General features: G+C 67.4%; 28 protein-coding genes. All 28 read left to right on the forward strand.

Translation table 11 applies throughout. The features are described from left to right. Nucleotides 1-3 precede the first annotated feature (3 nt). The 28 genes from rplP (at nt 4) to glmM (ending at nt 18550) form a co-directional block, all read left to right on the forward strand. Entirely contained in the window at nt 4-423 is a 420-nt protein-coding gene (gene rplP, locus ABZY44_RS01655) for a 50S ribosomal protein L16 (RefSeq protein WP_030026326.1), read from the forward strand. Further along, on the forward strand, nt 423-647 hold the full coding sequence (gene rpmC / locus ABZY44_RS01660; RefSeq protein ID WP_073912892.1) for a 50S ribosomal protein L29: 225 nt from the start codon (nt 423-425) through the stop codon (nt 645-647). The genes rplP and rpmC overlap by 1 nt, the downstream gene beginning before the upstream one ends. Then, nucleotides 647-928 carry a 30S ribosomal protein S17 gene (gene rpsQ, locus ABZY44_RS01665; protein ID WP_243333368.1) on the forward strand — a complete coding sequence of 94 codons (282 nt, stop codon included), beginning with the start codon at nt 647-649 and terminating at the stop codon, nt 926-928. Before rpmC ends, rpsQ begins: the two co-directional genes overlap by 1 nt. Before the next feature lie 123 nt (nt 929-1051). Continuing rightward, nucleotides 1052-1420, forward strand: a complete 369-nt coding sequence (gene rplN / locus ABZY44_RS01670; protein WP_003956455.1) for a 50S ribosomal protein L14 — start codon at nt 1052-1054, stop codon at nt 1418-1420. Nucleotides 1421-1422: 2 nt separating this feature from the next. Further along, nucleotides 1423-1746, forward strand: coding sequence for a 50S ribosomal protein L24 (gene rplX, locus ABZY44_RS01675; RefSeq protein WP_356649542.1), 324 nt, complete (start codon nt 1423-1425; stop codon nt 1744-1746). Continuing rightward, nucleotides 1746-2297, forward strand: a complete 552-nt coding sequence (gene rplE, locus ABZY44_RS01680; RefSeq protein WP_030388859.1) for a 50S ribosomal protein L5 — start codon at nt 1746-1748, stop codon at nt 2295-2297. The genes rplX and rplE overlap by 1 nt, the downstream gene beginning before the upstream one ends. Nucleotides 2298-2302: 5 nt before the next feature. Continuing rightward, complete coding sequence (locus ABZY44_RS01685; protein WP_003956452.1) at nt 2303-2488, forward strand: type Z 30S ribosomal protein S14; 186 nt, start codon at nt 2303-2305, stop codon at nt 2486-2488. 222 nt (nt 2489-2710) lie between these two features. Beyond that, entirely contained in the window at nt 2711-3109 is a 399-nt protein-coding gene (gene rpsH / locus ABZY44_RS01690) for a 30S ribosomal protein S8 (RefSeq protein WP_007265911.1), read from the forward strand. A 20-nt stretch (nt 3110-3129) separates the two neighbouring features. Next, nucleotides 3130-3669 (forward strand): 50S ribosomal protein L6, encoded by a 540-nt coding sequence (gene rplF, locus ABZY44_RS01695; RefSeq protein WP_356649543.1) that lies wholly within the window; start codon nt 3130-3132, stop codon nt 3667-3669. Nucleotides 3670-3671: 2 nt separating this feature from the next. Next, nucleotides 3672-4055: a 50S ribosomal protein L18 gene (gene rplR / locus ABZY44_RS01700; RefSeq protein ID WP_008739696.1), complete on the forward strand. Its 384-nt coding sequence runs from the start codon at nt 3672-3674 to the stop codon at nt 4053-4055. 45 nt (nt 4056-4100) lie between these two features. Then, the gene (rpsE, locus tag ABZY44_RS01705; protein WP_073912880.1) at nt 4101-4703 is read left to right on the forward strand and encodes a 30S ribosomal protein S5; all 603 of its coding nucleotides are present in this window, start codon (nt 4101-4103) and stop codon (nt 4701-4703) included. Continuing rightward, nucleotides 4703-4885, forward strand: coding sequence for a 50S ribosomal protein L30 (rpmD, locus tag ABZY44_RS01710; protein WP_112447741.1), 183 nt, complete (start codon nt 4703-4705; stop codon nt 4883-4885). Before rpsE ends, rpmD begins: the two co-directional genes overlap by 1 nt. Nucleotide 4886: 1 nt before the next feature. Further along, nucleotides 4887-5342, forward strand: coding sequence for a 50S ribosomal protein L15 (rplO, locus tag ABZY44_RS01715; protein WP_214946842.1), 456 nt, complete (start codon nt 4887-4889; stop codon nt 5340-5342). A 186-nt stretch (nt 5343-5528) separates the two neighbouring features. Then, nucleotides 5529-6842, forward strand: coding sequence for a preprotein translocase subunit SecY (secY, locus tag ABZY44_RS01720; protein WP_356649544.1), 1314 nt, complete (start codon nt 5529-5531; stop codon nt 6840-6842). Beyond that, the gene (locus ABZY44_RS01725) at nt 6842-7489 is read left to right on the forward strand and encodes an adenylate kinase (protein WP_356649545.1); all 648 of its coding nucleotides are present in this window, start codon (nt 6842-6844) and stop codon (nt 7487-7489) included. The genes secY and ABZY44_RS01725 overlap by 1 nt, the downstream gene beginning before the upstream one ends. Nucleotides 7490-7582: 93 nt before the next feature. Continuing rightward, on the forward strand, nt 7583-8434 hold the full coding sequence (gene map / locus ABZY44_RS01730; RefSeq protein ID WP_356649546.1) for a type I methionyl aminopeptidase: 852 nt from the start codon (nt 7583-7585) through the stop codon (nt 8432-8434). A gap of 196 nt (nt 8435-8630) precedes the next feature. Next, nucleotides 8631-8852: a translation initiation factor IF-1 gene (infA, locus tag ABZY44_RS01735; RefSeq protein ID WP_003956442.1), complete on the forward strand. Its 222-nt coding sequence runs from the start codon at nt 8631-8633 to the stop codon at nt 8850-8852. Nucleotides 8853-8926: 74 nt separating this feature from the next. Continuing rightward, on the forward strand, nt 8927-9040 hold the full coding sequence (rpmJ, locus tag ABZY44_RS01740; RefSeq protein WP_003956441.1) for a 50S ribosomal protein L36: 114 nt from the start codon (nt 8927-8929) through the stop codon (nt 9038-9040). 199 nt (nt 9041-9239) lie between these two features. After that, nucleotides 9240-9620, forward strand: coding sequence for a 30S ribosomal protein S13 (gene rpsM, locus ABZY44_RS01745; protein WP_008739674.1), 381 nt, complete (start codon nt 9240-9242; stop codon nt 9618-9620). 54 nt (nt 9621-9674) lie between these two features. Further along, complete coding sequence (gene rpsK, locus ABZY44_RS01750) at nt 9675-10079, forward strand: 30S ribosomal protein S11 (protein WP_003956432.1); 405 nt, start codon at nt 9675-9677, stop codon at nt 10077-10079. A 156-nt stretch (nt 10080-10235) separates the two neighbouring features. Then, a complete protein-coding gene (locus ABZY44_RS01755) occupies nt 10236-11258 on the forward strand; it encodes a DNA-directed RNA polymerase subunit alpha (protein WP_215023456.1) in 1023 nt (340 codons plus the stop codon). A gap of 98 nt (nt 11259-11356) precedes the next feature. Continuing rightward, nucleotides 11357-11824, forward strand: coding sequence for a 50S ribosomal protein L17 (gene rplQ / locus ABZY44_RS01760; protein WP_030298228.1), 468 nt, complete (start codon nt 11357-11359; stop codon nt 11822-11824). Between the two features lie 139 nt (nt 11825-11963). Beyond that, entirely contained in the window at nt 11964-12815 is an 852-nt protein-coding gene (gene truA / locus ABZY44_RS01765) for a tRNA pseudouridine(38-40) synthase TruA (protein WP_356649547.1), read from the forward strand. Between the two features lie 53 nt (nt 12816-12868). Then, complete coding sequence (locus ABZY44_RS01770; protein WP_356649548.1) at nt 12869-14488, forward strand: ATP-binding cassette domain-containing protein; 1620 nt, start codon at nt 12869-12871, stop codon at nt 14486-14488. A 63-nt stretch (nt 14489-14551) separates the two neighbouring features. Next, entirely contained in the window at nt 14552-15811 is a 1260-nt protein-coding gene (locus tag ABZY44_RS01775) for a glycosyltransferase family 87 protein (RefSeq protein WP_356649549.1), read from the forward strand. A 235-nt stretch (nt 15812-16046) separates the two neighbouring features. Further along, entirely contained in the window at nt 16047-16490 is a 444-nt protein-coding gene (gene rplM, locus ABZY44_RS01780; RefSeq protein ID WP_214946835.1) for a 50S ribosomal protein L13, read from the forward strand. Nucleotides 16491-16532: 42 nt separating this feature from the next. Continuing rightward, nucleotides 16533-17057 (forward strand): 30S ribosomal protein S9, encoded by a 525-nt coding sequence (gene rpsI / locus ABZY44_RS01785; RefSeq protein ID WP_356649550.1) that lies wholly within the window; start codon nt 16533-16535, stop codon nt 17055-17057. A 134-nt stretch (nt 17058-17191) separates the two neighbouring features. Then, nucleotides 17192-18550, forward strand: coding sequence for a phosphoglucosamine mutase (glmM, locus tag ABZY44_RS01790; protein ID WP_356649551.1), 1359 nt, complete (start codon nt 17192-17194; stop codon nt 18548-18550). Nucleotides 18551-18605: the final 55 nt, after the last annotated feature.

Consider the following 18605-nt stretch of genomic DNA (forward strand, 5'->3'; position numbering starts at 1 on the left):
GACATGCTGATCCCTCGTAGGGTCAAGCACCGCAAGCAGCACCACCCGAAGCGCCGTGGTATGGCCAAGGGCGGTACTGAGGTCTCGTTCGGCGAGTACGGCATCCAGGCGCTCACCCCGGCCTACGTGACGAACCGCCAGATCGAGGCGGCTCGTATCGCGATGACCCGCCACATCAAGCGTGGCGGCAAGGTCTGGATCAACATCTACCCGGACCGTCCCCTGACGAAGAAGCCTGCCGAGACCCGCATGGGTTCCGGTAAGGGTTCTCCCGAGTGGTGGATCGCGAACGTGCACCCGGGCCGGGTCATGTTCGAGCTGTCCTACCCGAACGAGAAGATTGCTCGTGAGGCGCTCACCCGCGCTGCTCACAAGCTTCCGATGAAGTGCCGGATTGTTCGGCGCGAGGCAGGTGAGTCGTGATGGCGACGGGAACCAAGGCGTCCGAGCTGCGCGAGCTCGGCAACGAGGAGCTCGTTGGCAAGCTGCGCGAGGCCAAGGAGGAGCTGTTCAAGCTCCGTTTCCAGGCGGCCACGGGCCAGCTGGAGAACAACGGCCGGCTCAGGTCCGTCCGTAAGGACATCGCTCGCATCTACACGCTGATGCACGAGCGTGAGCTCGGTATCGAGACGGTGGAGAGCGCCTGATGAGCGAGAAGAACGTGACTGAGACGACTGACCGCGGCTTCCGCAAGACCCGTGAGGGTCTCGTCGTCAGCGACAAGATGGACAAGACCGTCGTCGTCGCTGTCGAGGACCGCGTGAAGCACGCGCTGTACGGCAAGGTCATCCGCCGTACGAACAAGCTCAAGGCTCACGACGAGCAGAACGCTGCCGGCGTCGGCGACCGCGTCCTCATCATGGAGACGCGTCCGCTGTCGGCGAGCAAGCGCTGGCGCATCGTCGAGATCCTCGAGAAGGCCAAGTAAGCATCTGAGGCCCTGGGCACAAGCCCAGGGGCCCCTCAGGTTCGTTCCGCCAGGCTCGGTGGGGGCGGTAGCTCTTCGGAGTGATGCCCCCGCCGGGAACCGGCAGACAAACAGGAGATAGACGTGATCCAGCAGGAGTCGCGACTGCGTGTCGCCGACAACACTGGTGCCAAGGAGATCCTTTGCATCCGTGTTCTCGGTGGCTCCGGTCGCCGCTACGCGGGCATCGGTGACGTCATCGTTGCCACCGTCAAGGACGCGATCCCCGGTGGCAACGTGAAGAAGGGTGACGTCGTCAAGGCGGTCATCGTTCGCACCGTGAAGGAACGCCGCCGCCAGGACGGCTCGTACATCCGCTTCGACGAGAACGCCGCCGTCATTCTGAAGAACGACGGCGACCCTCGCGGCACCCGTATCTTCGGCCCGGTGGGCCGTGAGCTGCGCGAGAAGAAGTTCATGAAGATCATCTCGCTCGCGCCGGAGGTGCTGTAAGCATGAAGATCAAGAAGGGCGACCTGGTTCAGGTCATCACCGGTAAGGACAAGGGCAAGCAGGGCAAGGTCATCATGGCCATCCCTACTGAGAACCGTGTCCTCGTCGAGGGTGTCAACCGGGTCAAGAAGCACACCAAGGCCGGTCAGACCGCTGGTGGTTCGCAGACCGGTGGCATCGTGATCACCGAGGCGCCGATCCACGTCAGCAACGTTCAGCTGGTTGTGGAGAAGGACGGCCAGAAGGTCGTTACCCGCGTCGGTTTCCGCTTCGACGACGAGGGCAACAAGATCCGCGTTGCCAAGCGGACGGGTGAGGACATCTGATGGCTACCACTCCGCGACTCAAGACGAAGTACCGCGAGGACATCGCGGGCAAGCTGCGTGAGGAGTTCTCCTACGAGAACGTCATGCAGATCCCCGGCCTCGTGAAGATCGTGGTCAACATGGGTGTGGGCGACGCCGCCCGCGACTCCAAGCTGATCGACGGCGCCATCAAGGACCTGACGACGATCACCGGTCAGAAGCCGGCCGTCACGAAGGCCCGCAAGTCCATCGCGCAGTTCAAGCTGCGTGAGGGTCAGCCGATCGGCTGCCACGTCACCCTCCGCGGTGACCGCATGTGGGAGTTCCTGGACCGTACGCTGTCGCTCGCGCTGCCGCGTATCCGTGACTTCCGTGGTCTGTCGCCGAAGCAGTTCGACGGCCGTGGCAACTACACCTTCGGTCTCACGGAGCAGGTCATGTTCCACGAGATCGACCAGGACAAGATCGACCGTACCCGGGGTATGGACATCACCGTGGTCACCACGGCGACCAACGACGATGAGGGCCGCGCCCTCCTTCGTCACCTCGGCTTCCCCTTCAAGGAGGCGTAAGCGAGATGGCGAAGAAGGCTCTCATCGCGAAGGCTGCCCGCAAGCCCAAGTTCGGTGTGCGTGCGTACACCCGCTGCCAGCGCTGCGGTCGCCCCCACTCCGTGTACCGCAAGTTCGGCCTGTGCCGCGTCTGCCTTCGTGAGATGGCTCACCGTGGCGAGCTGCCGGGCGTGACCAAGAGCTCCTGGTAATCCCTCTCGTCCGCAAGGACTTGAGCGGTACCAGGCACTCTCGGTAAGCATCTGGACGTCGGATGCCCAGCCGCGCATGCCTTAGGCTTGTGTGGTTGGGCGTCCGCCGCCCATAACGACTTACTACGCCGTAGGTCCCCGCACCGCACCCGTCCCGCCACTGAGTGGGGAGAGGGATGGCGCATACAGGAAACCCCGGCGAGAGAGGCCGAAGGCCACTTCATGACCATGACTGACCCGATCGCAGACATGCTGACCCGTCTGCGTAACGCTAACTCGGCGTACCACGACACCGTGGTGATGCCGCACAGCAAGATCAAGTCGCACATCGCGGAGATCCTCAAGCAAGAGGGTTTCATCACCGGCTGGAAGGTCGAGGACGCCGAGGTCGGCAAGAACCTCGTCCTCGAGCTGAAGTTCGGGCCGAACCGTGAGCGCTCCATCGCGGGCATCAAGCGGATCTCGAAGCCCGGTCTGCGCGTGTACGCAAAGTCCACCAACCTGCCGAAGGTGCTCGGCGGCCTGGGCGTGGCGATCATCTCCACGTCCCACGGCCTCCTGACCGGCCAGCAGGCAGGCAAGAAGGGCGTAGGTGGGGAAGTCCTCGCCTACGTCTGGTAGTCGGGAACGGAGGAAAAGCAATGTCGCGAATCGGCAAGCTCCCCATCCAGGTTCCCGCCGGTGTGGACGTCACCATCGATGGCCGCACGGTCGCGGTGAAGGGCCCCAAGGGTTCCCTCTCGCACACCGTCGCTGCGCCCATCGAGATCGTCAAGGGTGAGGACGGCGTTCTGAACGTCGTCCGCCCGAACGACGAGCGTCAGAACAAGGCCCTGCACGGCCTGTCCCGCACGCTGGTGGCGAACATGATCACCGGCGTGACCGCGGGTTACGTCAAGGCGCTCGAGATCAGCGGTGTCGGTTACCGCGTCGCCGCGAAGGGCTCCAACCTGGAGTTCCAGCTTGGTTACAGCCACCCGATCCTGATCGAGGCGCCCGAGGGCATCTCCTTCAAGGTCGAGTCGCCCACCAAGTTCTCGGTCGAGGGCATCGACAAGCAGAAGGTCGGCGAGGTCGCCGCCAACATCCGCAAGCTGCGGAAGCCCGACCCGTACAAGGCCAAGGGTGTCAAGTACGCCGGCGAAGTCATCCGCCGCAAGGTCGGAAAGGCTGGTAAGTAGCCATGGCATACGGTGTGAAGATCGCCAAGGGCGACGCGTACAAGCGTGCCGCCAAGGCTCGCCGCCACATCCGCATTCGCAAGAACGTGTCGGGTACGGCGGAGCGTCCGCGCCTCGTCGTGACGCGTTCCAACCGCAACATCGTTGCTCAGGTCATCGACGACCTCCAGGGTCACACCCTGGCGTCCGCGTCGACCCTGGACACCTCGATCCGCGGTGGCGAAGGCGACAAGAGCGCCCAGGCCCAGGCCGTCGGCGCACTCGTCGCCGAGCGTGCCAAGGCCGCGGGTGTCGAGACCGTCGTGTTCGACCGCGGTGGCAACCGATACGCCGGGCGCATTGCCGCTCTGGCTGACGCCGCCCGCGAAGCCGGGCTGAAGTTCTAAGCCCCGGTTCCGGGACTCACGGACGTAACAGAGAGAGGTAATCCAATGGCTGGACCCCAGCGCCGCGGAAGCGGTGCCGGTGGCGGCGAGCGGCGGGACCGGAAGGGTCGCGACGGTGGCCCTGCCGCCGAGAAGACCGCTTACGTTGAGCGCGTTGTCGCGATCAACCGCGTCGCCAAGGTTGTCAAGGGTGGTCGCCGCTTCAGCTTCACCGCGCTGGTCGTGGTGGGCGACGGTGACGGCACCGTAGGTGTCGGTTACGGCAAGGCCAAGGAAGTTCCCGCGGCCATCGCCAAGGGTGTCGAGGAAGCCAAGAAGTCCTTCTTCAAGGTTCCGCGCATCCAGGGCACGATCCCTCACCCGATCACGGGCGAGCGTGCGGCCGGCGTCGTGCTCCTGAAGCCGGCTTCCCCCGGTACCGGCGTCATCGCCGGTGGCCCGGTGCGTGCCGTTCTGGAGTGCGCCGGCGTTCACGACATCCTGTCGAAGTCGCTCGGCTCTTCGAACGCGATCAACATCGTGCACGCGACCGTGGCGGCCCTCAAGGGCCTGCAGCGTCCCGAGGAGATCGCGGCTCGCCGTGGTCTGCCCCTCGAGGACGTCGCTCCCGCGGCTCTGCTGCGCGCACGTGCCGGGGCGGGTGCGTAATGGCTCGCCTCAAGGTCACGCAGATCAAGTCGTACATCGGCAGCAAGCAGAACCACCGTGACACGCTGCGTTCGCTCGGGCTCAAGCGCCTGAACGACGTCGTCGTCAAGGAGGACCGCCCCGAGTTCCGCGGAATGGTTCACACCGTCCGCCACCTCGTGACGGTTGAGGAGGTTGACTAACATGGCTGAAAACAGCCCGCTGAAGGCCCACAACCTCCGTCCCGCCCCCGGCGCCAAGACCGCGAAGACCCGTGTCGGTCGTGGTGAGGCGTCGAAGGGTAAGACGGCAGGTCGTGGTACCAAGGGCCAGAAGGCCCGTTACCAGATCCCGGTGCGCTTCGAGGGTGGGCAGATGCCCCTCCACATGCGCCTGCCGAAGCTCAAGGGCTTCAAGAACCCGTTCCGCACCGAGTTCCAGGTCGTGAACCTGGACAAGCTCGGCGCTCTCTACCCCGAGGGTGGAGAAGTCACGGTGGCCGACCTGGTCGCCAAGGGCGCGGTTCGCAAGAACAGCCTCGTCAAGGTCCTGGGCCAGGGCGAGATCTCCGTGGCGCTGCAGGTTTCGGTTGACGCCGTTTCCGGCTCCGCCAAGGAGAAGATCGCCGCCGCTGGTGGCACCGTGACCGAGCTCGTCTAAGACGAACTCAGTGACAAATAGCTAGAAACCCGACCGGGGGTGCCTCACATATGGGGCATCCCCGGTTGGTCGTTCCACGGGGGGCTCAGTCGCCGGTATGGTGGCCTGCACCTTTGCTTGTACGTATTCGTCGATCCCTCAGACCGTCACCTCTGACGCAGTAGCGCGGGGGTCGCAGGAGGCACCGTGCTCACCGCGTTCGCCCGGGCGTTCAAGACGCCCGACCTGCGCAAGAAGCTGCTCTTCACGCTCGGCATCATCGTGCTGTATCGGCTCGGGTCCCATGTACCGGTACCCGGCGTGAGCTACAAGAACGTTCAGATCTGTGTCGACTCGGCCGGGAGCAGCAACAGCCTCTTCGGTCTCGTCAACATGTTCAGCGGCGGTGCGCTGCTGCAGATCACGATCTTCGCGCTCGGCATCATGCCCTACATCACGGCGAGCATCATTCTGCAGCTGCTGACCGTGGTCATCCCGAAGCTGGAGAACCTCAAAAAAGAGGGTCAGTCCGGTACTTCGAAGATCACTCAGTACACGCGCTATCTGACGGTCGCGCTCGCGATCCTGCAGGGCACCGGCCTCGTCGCCACCGCCCGCAGCGGCGCCCTCTTCCAGGGCTGCGCGGTCAAAGACCTGATCGTTCCGGACCGGTCGATCTTCACCACCGTCGTCATGGTGCTCACCATGACCGCGGGCACCTGCCTGGTCATGTGGCTCGGTGAGCTCATCACCGACCGCGGCATCGGCAACGGTATGTCGATCCTGATGTTCATCTCGATCGCCGCGGGCTTCGTCGGCGCCCTCTGGCAGATCAAGCTTCAGGGCAAGATCGCGGACGGCTGGGTCGAGTTCGGCGTGGTCATCCTGGTCGGCCTCGCGATGGTGGCCCTCGTGGTCTTCGTCGAGCAGGCGCAGCGACGGATCCCCGTCCAGTACGCGAAGCGCATGATCGGCCGTCGTGCCTACGGCGGCACCTCGACGTACATCCCGCTCAAGGTGAACCAGGCCGGTGTCATCCCGGTCATCTTCGCCTCGTCGCTGCTGTACATCCCGGCACTGATCGTCCAGTTCAGCGGTTCGACCGCCGGCTGGGCGACGTGGATCCAGAAGCACTTCGTCAAGGGCGACCACCCGTACTACATCGCCGCCTACTTCCTCCTGATCGTTTTCTTCGCGTTCTTCTACGTGGCGATCTCGTTCAACCCCGAGGAAGTCGCGGACAACATGAAGAAGTATGGTGGGTTCATCCCGGGCATCCGCGCCGGTCGGCCCACCGCCGAGTACCTCAGCTACGTACTCAACCGGATCACCTGGCCGGGGTCGCTGTACCTGGGTCTCATCGCTCTTGTGCCGACGATGGCGTTGGCGGGCTTCGGCGCGAACCAGAACTTCCCGTTCGGCGGGACGAGCATCCTGATCATCGTGGGTGTGGGTCTGGAGACCGTGAAGCAGATCGAGAGCCAGCTCCAGCAGCGTAATTACGAAGGGTTCCTCCGCTGATGCGAATCGTCCTCGTCGGACCGCCCGGTGCGGGCAAGGGAACGCAGGCGGCAGTGCTCGCCAAGACCCTGTCCATCCCGCACATCTCCACGGGCGACCTGTTCCGGGCCAACATCAGCCAGGGCACCGAGCTCGGCCGTCGCGCGAAGGCGTTCATGGACGCCGGTGACCTCGTCCCGGACGAGGTCACCATCAGCATGGCCAAGGACCGCATGGAGCAGGCGGACGCCGCGGGCGGCTTCCTGCTGGACGGCTTTCCGCGCAACGTCTCCCAGGCCGAGGCCCTCGACGTGATGCTGAAGGCCGAGGGCATGAACCTCGACGCCGTCCTCGACCTGGAGGTCGAGGAGGACGAGGTCGTGAAGCGGCTCGCCGGCCGCCGTACGTGCCGCAACGACGGCGGGCACGTCTTCCACGTCGCGTACGCCCCGCCGAAGACCGAGGGTGTCTGCGACATCTGCGGCGGCGAGCTGTACGTGCGCGAGGACCAGTCCGAGGAAGCGGTCCGCAACCGGCTGGAGGTCTACCACACCCAGACCGAGCCGATCATCGACTACTACAAGGCCCAGGGCCTCGTGTCGACGATCCCGGCCCTGGGTGAGGTCAAGGACGTCACGCAGCGCGCGATGGACGCCCTCAAGAAGTAGTTTCCCCGTAGTGCAGCCACGGCCGCGGTGTCCCCAGGACGCCGCGGCCGTACTGTTGACGCGACCCCGAACCGAAGGTGGAAGGCAATTCCCATGGTCCAGATCAAGACCCCCGAGCAGATCGTGAAGATGCGCGAGGCGGGACTGGTCGTCGCCGCGATCCACGCGGCGACCCGTGAGGCGGCCGTGCCCGGCGCCACGACGCGGGATCTGGACATGGTGGCCCGCAAGGTCATCGCCGACGCCGGTGCCACGTCGAACTTCCTCGGTTACGGGGGCTTCCCCGCGACCATCTGCACCTCGGTCAACGAGGTCGTCGTCCACGGCATCCCGGACGACAAGACGGTCCTCAAGGACGGCGACATCATCTCGATCGACGCCGGCGCGATCATCGACGGCTGGCACGGCGACGCCGCGTACACCGCCTTCGTGGGCACCGGACACGCCCCTGAGCTCCTGGAGCTCTCCCGGGTGACCGAGGAGTCCATGTGGGCCGGCATCGCCGCCATGAAGCTCGGCAACCGCCTCGTGGACATCTCCAAGGCGATCGAGACGTACATCAAGCGCCAGCCGCGTCCGACCACGGGTGAGCACAGCCTCGGCAAGTTCGGGATCATCGAGGACTACGGCGGCCACGGCATCGGCTCCGAGATGCACATGGACCCTCACCTGCTGAACTACGTCTCCCGCAAGCGGGGCAAGGGGATCAAGCTGGTTCCGGGCCTCTGCCTGGCGATCGAGCCGATGGTCTCCCTGGGCACGGCCCAGACGGAGGTCCTGGCCGACGACTGGACGGTCATCACCACGGACGGCACCTGGTCCTCGCACTGGGAGCACTCCATCGCCCTGACCGAGGCGGGCCCGATCGTGCTGACCTCCCCGGACTGCGGCAAGGCGAAGCTGGCGGAGTACGGGATCACGACCGCTCCGGACCCGCTGGGCTGAGTGCGGTCCGCCCCGCCCGGGGCCCCGTGGCGGGGCGCCCGGGTCAAGGGTTGGTGATCTACCCTGTAGGGCACACTTTCCGGATTAGTTTTCCGGAGGGCCCTGACGTAGACTGACTCGTCGGCTCCTTTGCACCCGCATGTCCTCATGCGAAGGCGGGGGAGCTGATCAAGGTAGCCGATTCGAAAGGCGAAGCGTGGCCAAGAAGCAAGGTGCCATCGAAATCGAGGGCACCGTGATCGAGTCCCTCCCGAACGCGATGTTCAAGGTGGAACTCCAGAACGGTCACAAAGTCCTCGCGCACATCAGCGGCAAGATGCGCATGCACTACATCCGCATCCTCCCTGATGACCGGGTCGTCGTGGAGCTCTCTCCGTACGACCTGACGCGTGGCCGGATCGTCTACCGATACAAGTAGATCTTGTCTTCACTCCCGTCCGGACGGCTCGTCCTGGCGCGGGTGGTGGCACTGACCCGGAGAACCTCACCCACATGAAGGTCAAGCCGAGCGTCAAGAAGATCTGCGACAAGTGCAAGGTGATCCGCCGTCACGGTCGGGTCATGGTCATCTGCGACAACCTGCGCCACAAGCAGCGCCAGGGCTGACGCACGCCGACCGACCTGCACTACGCAGTTCTTCGCGCGACGTAAGAAAACGTACATACGCAGAACCCGCCCAGTCCTGACCAGGACCGGCGGCACCTCCGGCGGGGGCCGGGGACCCGGACGTACCACCACCCAGCAGGTGTGGTCGGCGGTCGGGGTCGGTTCTGCGGAAGACCCCCGAACACACAGGAGCCATTGAATGGCACGCGTTTCCGGTGTTGACATCCCGCGCGAAAAGCGTGTGGAGATCGCACTTACCTACGTCTTCGGTGTCGGTCGCACCCGGTCCAAGGAAATCCTTGCGGCCACCGGTGTGAACCCCGACACCCGCGTTCGTGACCTGGCCGAAGAGGACCTGGTCAAGATCCGCGAGTACGTGGACGCCAACCTCCGCACCGAGGGTGACCTCCGCCGCGAGATCCAGGCCGACATCCGCCGCAAGGTCGAGATCCAGTGCTACCAGGGTATCCGCCACCGTCGCGGCCTCCCGGTGCACGGCCAGCGCACCAGCACGAACGCACGTACCCGTAAGGGCCCGCGTCGCGCGATCGCCGGTAAGAAGAAGCCGGGCAAGAAGTAGTCCTGTTCAGCGGTCTTGCGCTGTAGGACCGACCACCTCCCGTAGGAGATTTAGATGCCCCCCAAGGGTCGTCAGGGCGCTGCCAAGAAGGTGCGCCGCAAGGAAAAGAAGAACGTCGCTCATGGGCACGCCCACATCAAGAGCACGTTCAACAACACCATCGTCTCGATCACGGACCCCTCGGGCAACGTGATCTCCTGGGCCTCCGCCGGCCACGTCGGCTTCAAGGGCTCGCGCAAGTCCACCCCCTTCGCCGCGCAGATGGCCGCCGAGTCGGCCGCCCGTCGCGCGCAGGAGCACGGCATGCGCAAGGTCGACGTCTTCGTCAAGGGTCCCGGCTCCGGCCGTGAGACCGCGATCCGCTCCCTCCAGGCCACCGGCCTCGAGGTCGGCTCGATCCAGGACGTCACCCCCACCCCGCACAACGGCTGCCGTCCGCCGAAGCGCCGCCGCGTCTGACGCGGCGCGCTCAGGTCCCGCACCTGTGCGTCCTTGAGTGTCCGGGCGGTACGAACCCCTCGCGGGGGACGTACCGCCCGTACCCTTGTAGTCCGCGGCCCCGTGCCGTGTCCGTCGGGCGTCAAATAGTGGGCGTCCACGAATGAAGGAACACACATGCTTATCGCTCAGCGTCCGTCGCTGACCGAAGAGGTCGTCGACGAATACCGCTCGCGCTTCGTGATCGAGCCGCTGGAGCCGGGCTTCGGCTACACGCTCGGCAACTCGCTGCGCCGCACGCTCCTGTCCTCGATCCCGGGTGCCGCCGTCACCAGCATCCGCGTGGACGGCGTCCTGCACGAGTTCACCACCGTGCCGGGTGTCAAGGAAGACGTCACCGACATCATCCTCAACATCAAGCAGCTGGTCGTCTCCTCGGAGCACGACGAGCCGGTCGTGATGTACCTGCGCAAGCAGGGTCCCGGCCTGGTCACCGCTGCCGACATCGCGCCCCCGGCCGGTGTCGAGGTGCACAACCCGGACCTGGTCCTCGCCACGCTCAACGGCAAGGGCAAGCTGGAGATGGAGCTGACCGTCGAGCGCGGTCGCGGCTACGTCTCCGCCGTCCAGAACAAGCAGGTCGGCCAGGAGATCGGTCGCATTCCGATCGACTCCATCTACAGCCCCGTCCTCAAGGTCACCTACAAGGTCGAGGCGACCCGAGTCGAGCAGCGCACCGACTTCGACAAGCTGATCGTCGACGTCGAGACCAAGCAGGCCATGCGCCCGCGCGACGCCATGGCGTCCGCCGGCAAGACCCTGGTCGAGCTGTTCGGCCTGGCGCGCGAGCTCAACATCGACGCCGAGGGCATCGACATGGGCCCGTCCCCGACCGACGCGGCCCTGGCCGCCGATCTGGCCCTGCCGATCGAGGAGCTCGAGCTCACGGTCCGCTCGTACAACTGCCTCAAGCGCGAGGGCATCCACTCCGTGGGTGAGCTCGTCGCCCGCTCCGAGGCGGACCTGCTCGACATCCGCAACTTCGGTGCGAAGTCGATCGACGAGGTCAAGGCGAAGCTGGCCGGCATGGGCCTGGCCCTCAAGGACAGCCCGCCCGGATTCGACCCGACCGCCGCCGCCGACGCCTTCGGCGCCGACGACGACGCGGACGCCGGTTTCGTCGAGACCGAGCAGTACTAAGCGCCACCGGCGCGACCGACACTTTCCCGGGGCGTCCGCCTCGGGGGAACTGACACCGGTACCTGACACGGCCGGTGCAGATATGAAGGAGTATGACCATGCCGCGTCCCGCAAAGGGTGCCCGTCTGGGCGGCAGCGCCGCGCACGAGAAGCACCTCCTCGCGAACCTCGCGAAGGCGCTCTTCGAGCACGGCCGCATCACCACCACCGAGGCCAAGGCCCGTCGCCTGCGTCCCTACGCCGAGCGTCTGGTGACCAAGGCCAAGAAGGGCGACATCCACAACCGTCGCCTGGTGCTGCAGACGATCACGGACAAGAGCATCGTGCACACGCTCTTCACCGAGATCGCCCCGCGCTACGAGAACCGCCCCGGTGGTTACACGCGCATCACCAAGATCGGCAACCGTCGTGGCGACAACGCCCCGATGGCCGTGATCGAGCTGGTCGAGGCCCTTACGGTCGCCCAGCAGGCCACTGGTGAGGCCGAGGCCGCCACCAAGCGCGCCGCGAAGGACGCCGAGGCCGTGGCCGAGGCTCCCGCCGCCGAGGAGACCAAGGAGGCCTGATCCCTCGGGATCGAGCTTTTTTGATCGGCTCTGAACGGGCCCGCCCCCTTCCCGGGGCGGGCCCGTTCTGCGTTTTCCCGGCGTTCCCGGCGTTCCCGGCGCTCCGGCGCTTCTTTGAGCTTCTGAGAGGATCTGTCACGTGAGTGACGAGGTGGAGCCCGGACACGTCCGGGTCAGGCTGGACCTGAGTTATGACGGCAAGGACTTCTCCGGCTGGGCGAAGCAGCGGGTGCTGCGGACCGTCCAGGGCGAGCTGGAGTCGGCCCTGCGCACCGTGATGCGGCTGCCGGACCCGGTCGAGCTGACCGTGGCCGGGCGCACCGACGCGGGCGTGCACGCCCGGGGGCAGGTCGCGCAGTTCGACGTGCGCGACGAGGTGTGGGCCGAGCACCAGGACAAGCTGCTGCGCCGCCTCGCGGGCCGGCTGCCGCACGACGTACGGGTGTGGAGGGCCGCGGAGGCGCCGGCCGGCTTCAACGCGCGGTTCTCCGCGATCTGGCGCCGCTACGCCTACCGCGTCGGCGACCACCAGGCCGGGGTGGACCCGCTGCGCCGCGGCCACGTGCTGTGGCACCAGTGGCCCCTGGACGTGGACGCCATGAACGAGGCCAGTGCCGCGTTGGTCGGGGAGCACGACTTCGCCGCGTACTGCAAGAAGCGCGAGGGGGCCACGACGATCCGTACGCTCCAGCAGCTCTCCTGGGAGCGGGGCGAGGACGGGATCGTCACCGCCACCGTCCGGGCCGACGCCTTCTGCCACAACATGGTCCGCTCGCTCGTGGGCGCCCTGCTGCACGTCGGCGACGGCCACCGGCCGACCGACTGGCCGGGGAAGGTGCTCGGGGCCGCCGTGCGGGATTCCTCGGTGCACGTGGTCAAGCCGCACGGGCTGACGCTCGAGGAGGTCGGCTACCCGGCCGACGAACTGCTCGCCGCGCGCAGCAAGGAGGCGCGGAACCTGCGCACCCTGCCGGGGGCCGGCTGCTGCTGAGCTCCGGCTAATCCGTTTGGGCGGATCGGCGCCGGACCTGGACAATGCCGGGCATGGGACATCTTGAGGCCAGCCACCTGGAGTACTACCTTCCCGACGGGCGGGTCCTGCTCCCCGACGTCTCCTTCCGGGTGGGGGAGGGTTCGGTCGTCGCCCTGGTGGGGGCGAACGGGGCCGGCAAGACCACGCTGCTGAAGATGATCTCCGGCGAGCTCCAGCCGCACGGCGGCGCGGTCACCGTGAGCGGCGGGCTGGGCGTGATGTCGCAGTTCGTGGGCTCGGTCCGCGACGAGACGACCGTCCGGGACCTGCTGGTGTCCGTGGCCCAGCCGCGGATCCGGGAGGCGGCGAAGGCCGTGGACCGCGCCGAGCAGCTGATCCTGACGGTGGACGACGAGGCCGCGCAGATGGCGTACGCGCAGGCGCTCAGCGACTGGGCCGACGTGCAGGGGTACGAGGCGGAGACGCTCTGGGACGTCTGCACGACGGCCGCGCTGGGGATCCCGTACGACACCGCGCAGTTCCGCGAGGTGCGCACGCTGTCGGGCGGTGAGCAGAAGCGGCTCGTCCTGGAGGCGCTGCTGCGCGGGCCGGACGAGGTGCTGCTGCTCGACGAGCCGGACAACTACCTCGACGTCCCCGGCAAGCGGTGGCTGGAGGAGCAGCTCGAGGCCACCCGCAAGACGGTGCTCTTCGTCTCGCACGACCGCGAACTGCTCACCCAGGCCGCCGAGAAGATCATCAGCCTGGAGGCGAGCCCGAACGGCTCGGACGTGTGGGTGCACGGCTCCGGCTTCGCCACGTTCCACGACGCCCGCAAGGAGCGCTTCGCGCGCTTCGAGGAGCTCAAGCGGCGCTGGGACGAGGAGCACGCCCGGCTGAGGGCCCTGGTGCTGCGACTGCGCAACCAGGCCGCGAGCAGCCCGGACATGGCCTCCCGCTACCGGGCGATGCAGACCCGCTTCCAGAAGTTCGAGGAGGCCGGCCCGCCGCCGGAGCCGCCGCGCGAGCAGGACATCCGGATGCGGCTCAAGGGCGGGCGCACGGGCGTGCGCGCGCTCACCGTGGAGAACCTCGAGCTGACCGGGCTGATGAAGCCGTTCTCCCTGGAGGTCTTCTACGGGGAGCGGGTCGCGGTCCTCGGCTCGAACGGCTCCGGGAAGTCGCACTTCCTGCGCCTGATGGCGGGCGAGGACGTCAAGCACACGGGTACCTGGAAGCTCGGCGCCCGGGTGGTCCCCGGCCACTTCGCGCAGACCCATGCCCATCCGGAGCTGTTCGGCCGCACGCTCGTCGACATCCTGTGGACGGAGGCGGCGCTGCCGCTCGGCGGGGCGATGGGCGCCCTGCGCCGCTACGAGCTGGAGCGGCAGGGCGACCAGCCGTTCGAGAAGCTCTCGGGCGGCCAGCAGGCGCGCTTCCAGATCCTGCTGCTCGAGCTGGCGGGAACGACGGCGCTGCTGCTCGACGAGCCGACGGACAACCTGGACCTGGAGTCGGCGGAAGCGCTGCAGGACGGGCTGGAGGCGTACGACGGCACTGTGTTGTGTGTCACCCACGACCGGTGGTTCGCCCGCACATTTGACCGTTATCTGGTCTTCGGTTCGGACGGTGTGGTGAGGGAGACTACGGAGCCTGTCTGGGACGAACGTAGGGTCGAGCGGAAGCGCTAGGGGAGACCTCCCCCGGCTTGGTCGAGGGGACTGGTTGTGGGGCTGCGGCCTAGTGTCTGGGTCATGAAGTGGGACAGCCCGTCCTCCTGGGACCGGCGGGTGGAGTGGCTGCTCCGGCCTGCACCCCGGTCCTGGCGGGCCGTGGGCCTGGTGATCCTGCTGTCGGTGGCGGTCTCGGCGAGCCTGCGGGCGAACTGGGGCTCCGACAACGCCTTCGTCGTGAAGGCGGCGGACGCCCTGCTCGCGGGGGTGTCCCCGTACGAGGACAAGCGGTTCCTCTACCTGCCCAGCGCCGTGATCATGGCGATCCCCGAGGCGCTGCTGCCGACGCCCCTGCTGCGCTGCGTGCTGCCGCTGGGGATGACCGGGCTGGTGGGCGCGGGCTGGTGGGCGGCGCTGAGGCTGTTCTCGGTGCCGGTGCGCTCGCGGCTGGCGGTGGGCGGCCTCGCGCTGTTCGCGCTGGCCTACAAGCCGTACGCCAACCTCGTGCTGATCGGGAACTGGACGGCGATCTCGGTCGCGGCCCTGCCGGTGGCGCTGCTGCTGGCGCACCGGCGGTCCTGGGGGACCGCCGGGCTGGTGGTGGGCCTGGCCATCGCGTGCAAGCCGATGCTGGTGCCGGTGGCACTGCTCTTCGTCCTGGCGCGGCAGTGGCGCGGCCTGGCCGTGGCGGTGGGAGTGCCGGTCGGGCTGTCGCTGGCGGGGGCGCTGCTGATGCCCCACCCGATGCTGTTCTTCACCAAGACGCTGCCGTTCCTGCTGCAGGGCCAGGACTCCTACGCGCTGCCGTGGGACGCCTCGCCGATCGCGGCGCTGCCGAGGCTGGGCGTGCCGGAGCCGCTGGCGGTGGTGCTCTCCTTCGCGGCGGCCGCGTGCGGACTCTGGGCGGTCTGGCGGCGCTGGAACCGTCCGGTGGTCCTGGACGGCGACGGGGGAGAGCTGCGGCTGGCCGAGACGGCCTGCATGGTGATGCTCTCCGCGTTCCTGGTCTCGCGGCCGTCCTTCGACCACTACCTGCTGGTGGTGCTCCCGCTGCTCCTGGCGTCGGGGGTGCGGGCGGGCTCGATGCCGCGCTCGCCCTGGTTCTGGGTGGCCCTCGTCCCGCAGACGGCGGGCATTCCGTGGCCGTCGGAGTTCGAGCACAAGAGGCGGGCGTTCCGGGACATGGTGACCCTGTGCTCGCTCGCCGGACTGCTCGTGTGGCGTTCGCTGCGCCCGGGCCGGGTTATCCTGGAAGTCGTACGAACTGCGGGGTCCCCACCCAGGACCGATCCGGAGTGCACCGCGGCCCCCGTAGATGCGGGGTCGCGGACCGCGTTTTGACCCTTCCAGGTCTTCACGGGTATCCTGCTGGTTCGTTATGCGTATTGGCTTGCTCATTCTCACGTGAATTGGCCTTACGCCGGTCCACCGGGCCGATGACCAGCGGTACCCACGGGTTGCGTCCCCGATGTGTACCAGGGCTGTCGTGATCGTCCGTGGTGACCCATGTCAGGACCCGTCCCTTCGGGCTCACCCCCCGGGGATGACCCACCACTGAAGAAGCGAAGGCATACGCGTGCGTACGTTCAGCCCCAAGCCCGGCGACATCTCGCGCCAGTGGCTCGTCATCGACGCCCAGGACGTTGTCCTCGGCCGTCTGGCGACCCAGGCCGCTGCCCTCCTTCGGGGCAAGCACAAGCCGACTTACGCCCCCCACATGGACATGGGCGACTTCGTCATCATCGTCAACGCCGACAAGGTTCACCTGTCCGGCAACAAGGCGACCCAGAAGATGGCGTACCGCCACTCGGGCTACCCGGGTGGTCTCCGCTCGGTGCGCTACGACGACCTCCTGGCGAACAACCCGGAGAAGGCCGTCGAGAAGGCCATCAAGGGCATGCTCCCCAAGAACACCCTGGGCCGTCAGATGCTCTCGAAGCTGAAGGTCTACTCGGGCGATGTGCACCCCCACGCTGCCCAGCAGCCGGTGCCGTTCGAGATCACCCAGGTCGCGCAGTAGTTCCGGCCACCCCCTAAGACGTAGAAAATTCTGAGGAGCATCGTGGCCGAGACCACCGCCGAGACCCCTGTCGTCGAAGAAGAGTTCGAGGGCAACGTCGAGGAATACACCACCGAGTCCGCGGACGTAGTCGAGGGCGACTACACCTCGGAGTCCCTTGCCGGCCGCTTCGGCGACCCCCAGCCGGCCGCCGGCCTGGGCCGTCGCAAGAACGCCATCGCCCGCGTCCGGATCGTTCCGGGCACCGGCAAGTGGAAGATCAACGGTCGCACCCTTGAGGACTACTTCCCCAACAAGGTGCACCAGCAGGAAGTCAACGAGCCGTTCAAGCTCCTCGAGCTGGACAACCGCTACGACGTCATCGCCCGCATCTCGGGTGGCGGCGTGTCCGGTCAGGCCGGCGCCCTGCGCCTCGGCGTGGCCCGTGCGCTGAACGAGGCGGACGTGGACAACAACCGCGCCGCGCTCAAGAAGGCCGGCTTCCTCTCCCGCGACGACCGTGCGGTCGAGCGCAAGAAGGCCGGTCTCAAGAAGGCCCGTAAGGCTCCGCAGTACAGCAAGCGTTAATCAGCGCCTGCTGTTCTGCACCGAAACCGCCCCGGCAGCACTCTGTGTGCTGCCGGGGCGGTTCGTTTACCGCCAAAAGCGGCAAATAATTGGCACAACTGCTCACAGCGAAGTGCGAACTCGGGAGGACAACAGTGGGACGACTCTTCGGGACGGACGGTGTACGGGGCGTCGCCAACGCGGATCTGACGGCCGAGCTCGCGCTCGGCCTCTCCGTGGCGGCGGCACACGTACTGGCCGAGGCCGGAACCTTCGAAGGCCACCGGGCCACCGCCGTCGTCGGCCGGGACCCCCGCGCCTCCGGTGAGTTCCTGGAAGCCGCGGTCGTCGCGGGACTCGCGAGCGCGGGCGTGGACGTCCTGCGCGTCGGTGTGCTGCCCACCCCGGCGGTGGCGTATCTCACCGGTGCGCTGGGCGCCGACCTCGGCGTCATGCTCTCGGCCAGTCACAACGCCATGCCGGACAACGGGATCAAGTTCTTCGCGCGCGGCGGCCACAAGCTCGCCGACGAGCTGGAGGACCGGATCGAGTCGGTCTACGAGGACCACCGCACCGGCGCTCCCTGGGAGCGGCCGACGGGTTCCGGCGTCGGCCGCGTCTCCGACTACGACCAGGGCTTCGACAAGTACGTCGCCCACCTCATGGGCGTCCTGCCCAACCGCCTCGACGGCCTGAAGGTCGTCCTGGACGAGGCGCACGGCGCGGCGGCCTTCGTCTCGCCCGAGGCCTTCGCCCGGGCCGGCGCGGAGATCGTCACCATCGGTGCCGAGCCAGACGGCCTGAACATCAACGACGGCTGCGGCTCCACCCACCTCGGCCTGCTGAAGCAGGCCGTCGTCGAGCACGGCGCCGACCTCGGCATCGCGCACGACGGGGACGCCGACCGCTGCCTCGCGGTGGACGCGAACGGCGCGGAGATCGACGGCGACCAGATCCTCGCGGTGCTGGCCCTGGCCATGCGCGAGTCCGGGCACCTGCGCGAGAACACCGTGGTCGCCACCGTGATGTCCAACCTGGGCTTCAAGCTGGCCATGGAGTCCGAGGGCATCCACGTCGTGCAGACCGGTGTCGGCGACCGGTACGTCCTGGAGTCGATGAAGGAGCACGGGTACGCGCTGGGCGGCGAGCAGTCCGGCCACGTGATCATCCTCGACCACGCCACCACCGGCGACGGCACGCTCACCGGCCTGATGCTGGGCGCGCGCCTCGCTGCCACCGGCAAGTCGCTGGCGGAGCTGGCCGGCGTCATGGACCGGCTTCCGCAGGTGCTGGTCAACGTCCCCGACGTGGACAAGTCCCGGGTCACGACCTCTGCCGAGCTGGCCGCCGCCGTCGCGGACGCGGAGCGGGAACTGGGCACGACCGGGCGCGTGCTGCTGCGTTCCTCGGGCACGGAGCCGCTCGTCCGGGTGATGGTCGAGGCCGCCGACATCGAGCAGGCCCGCGCGGTCGCGGGGCGGCTGGCGGACGTGGTGAAGGCCGCGCTCGGCTAGAGCCCGCGGCCGGAGCGAACCGGCCCCGCCGTACGAAGCCTCGTACGGCGGGGCC

The sequence above is a fragment of the Streptomyces sp. NPDC006544 genome (genome assembly GCF_040611715.1).
Taxonomy (GTDB): Bacteria; Actinomycetota; Actinomycetes; order Streptomycetales; family Streptomycetaceae; genus Streptomyces.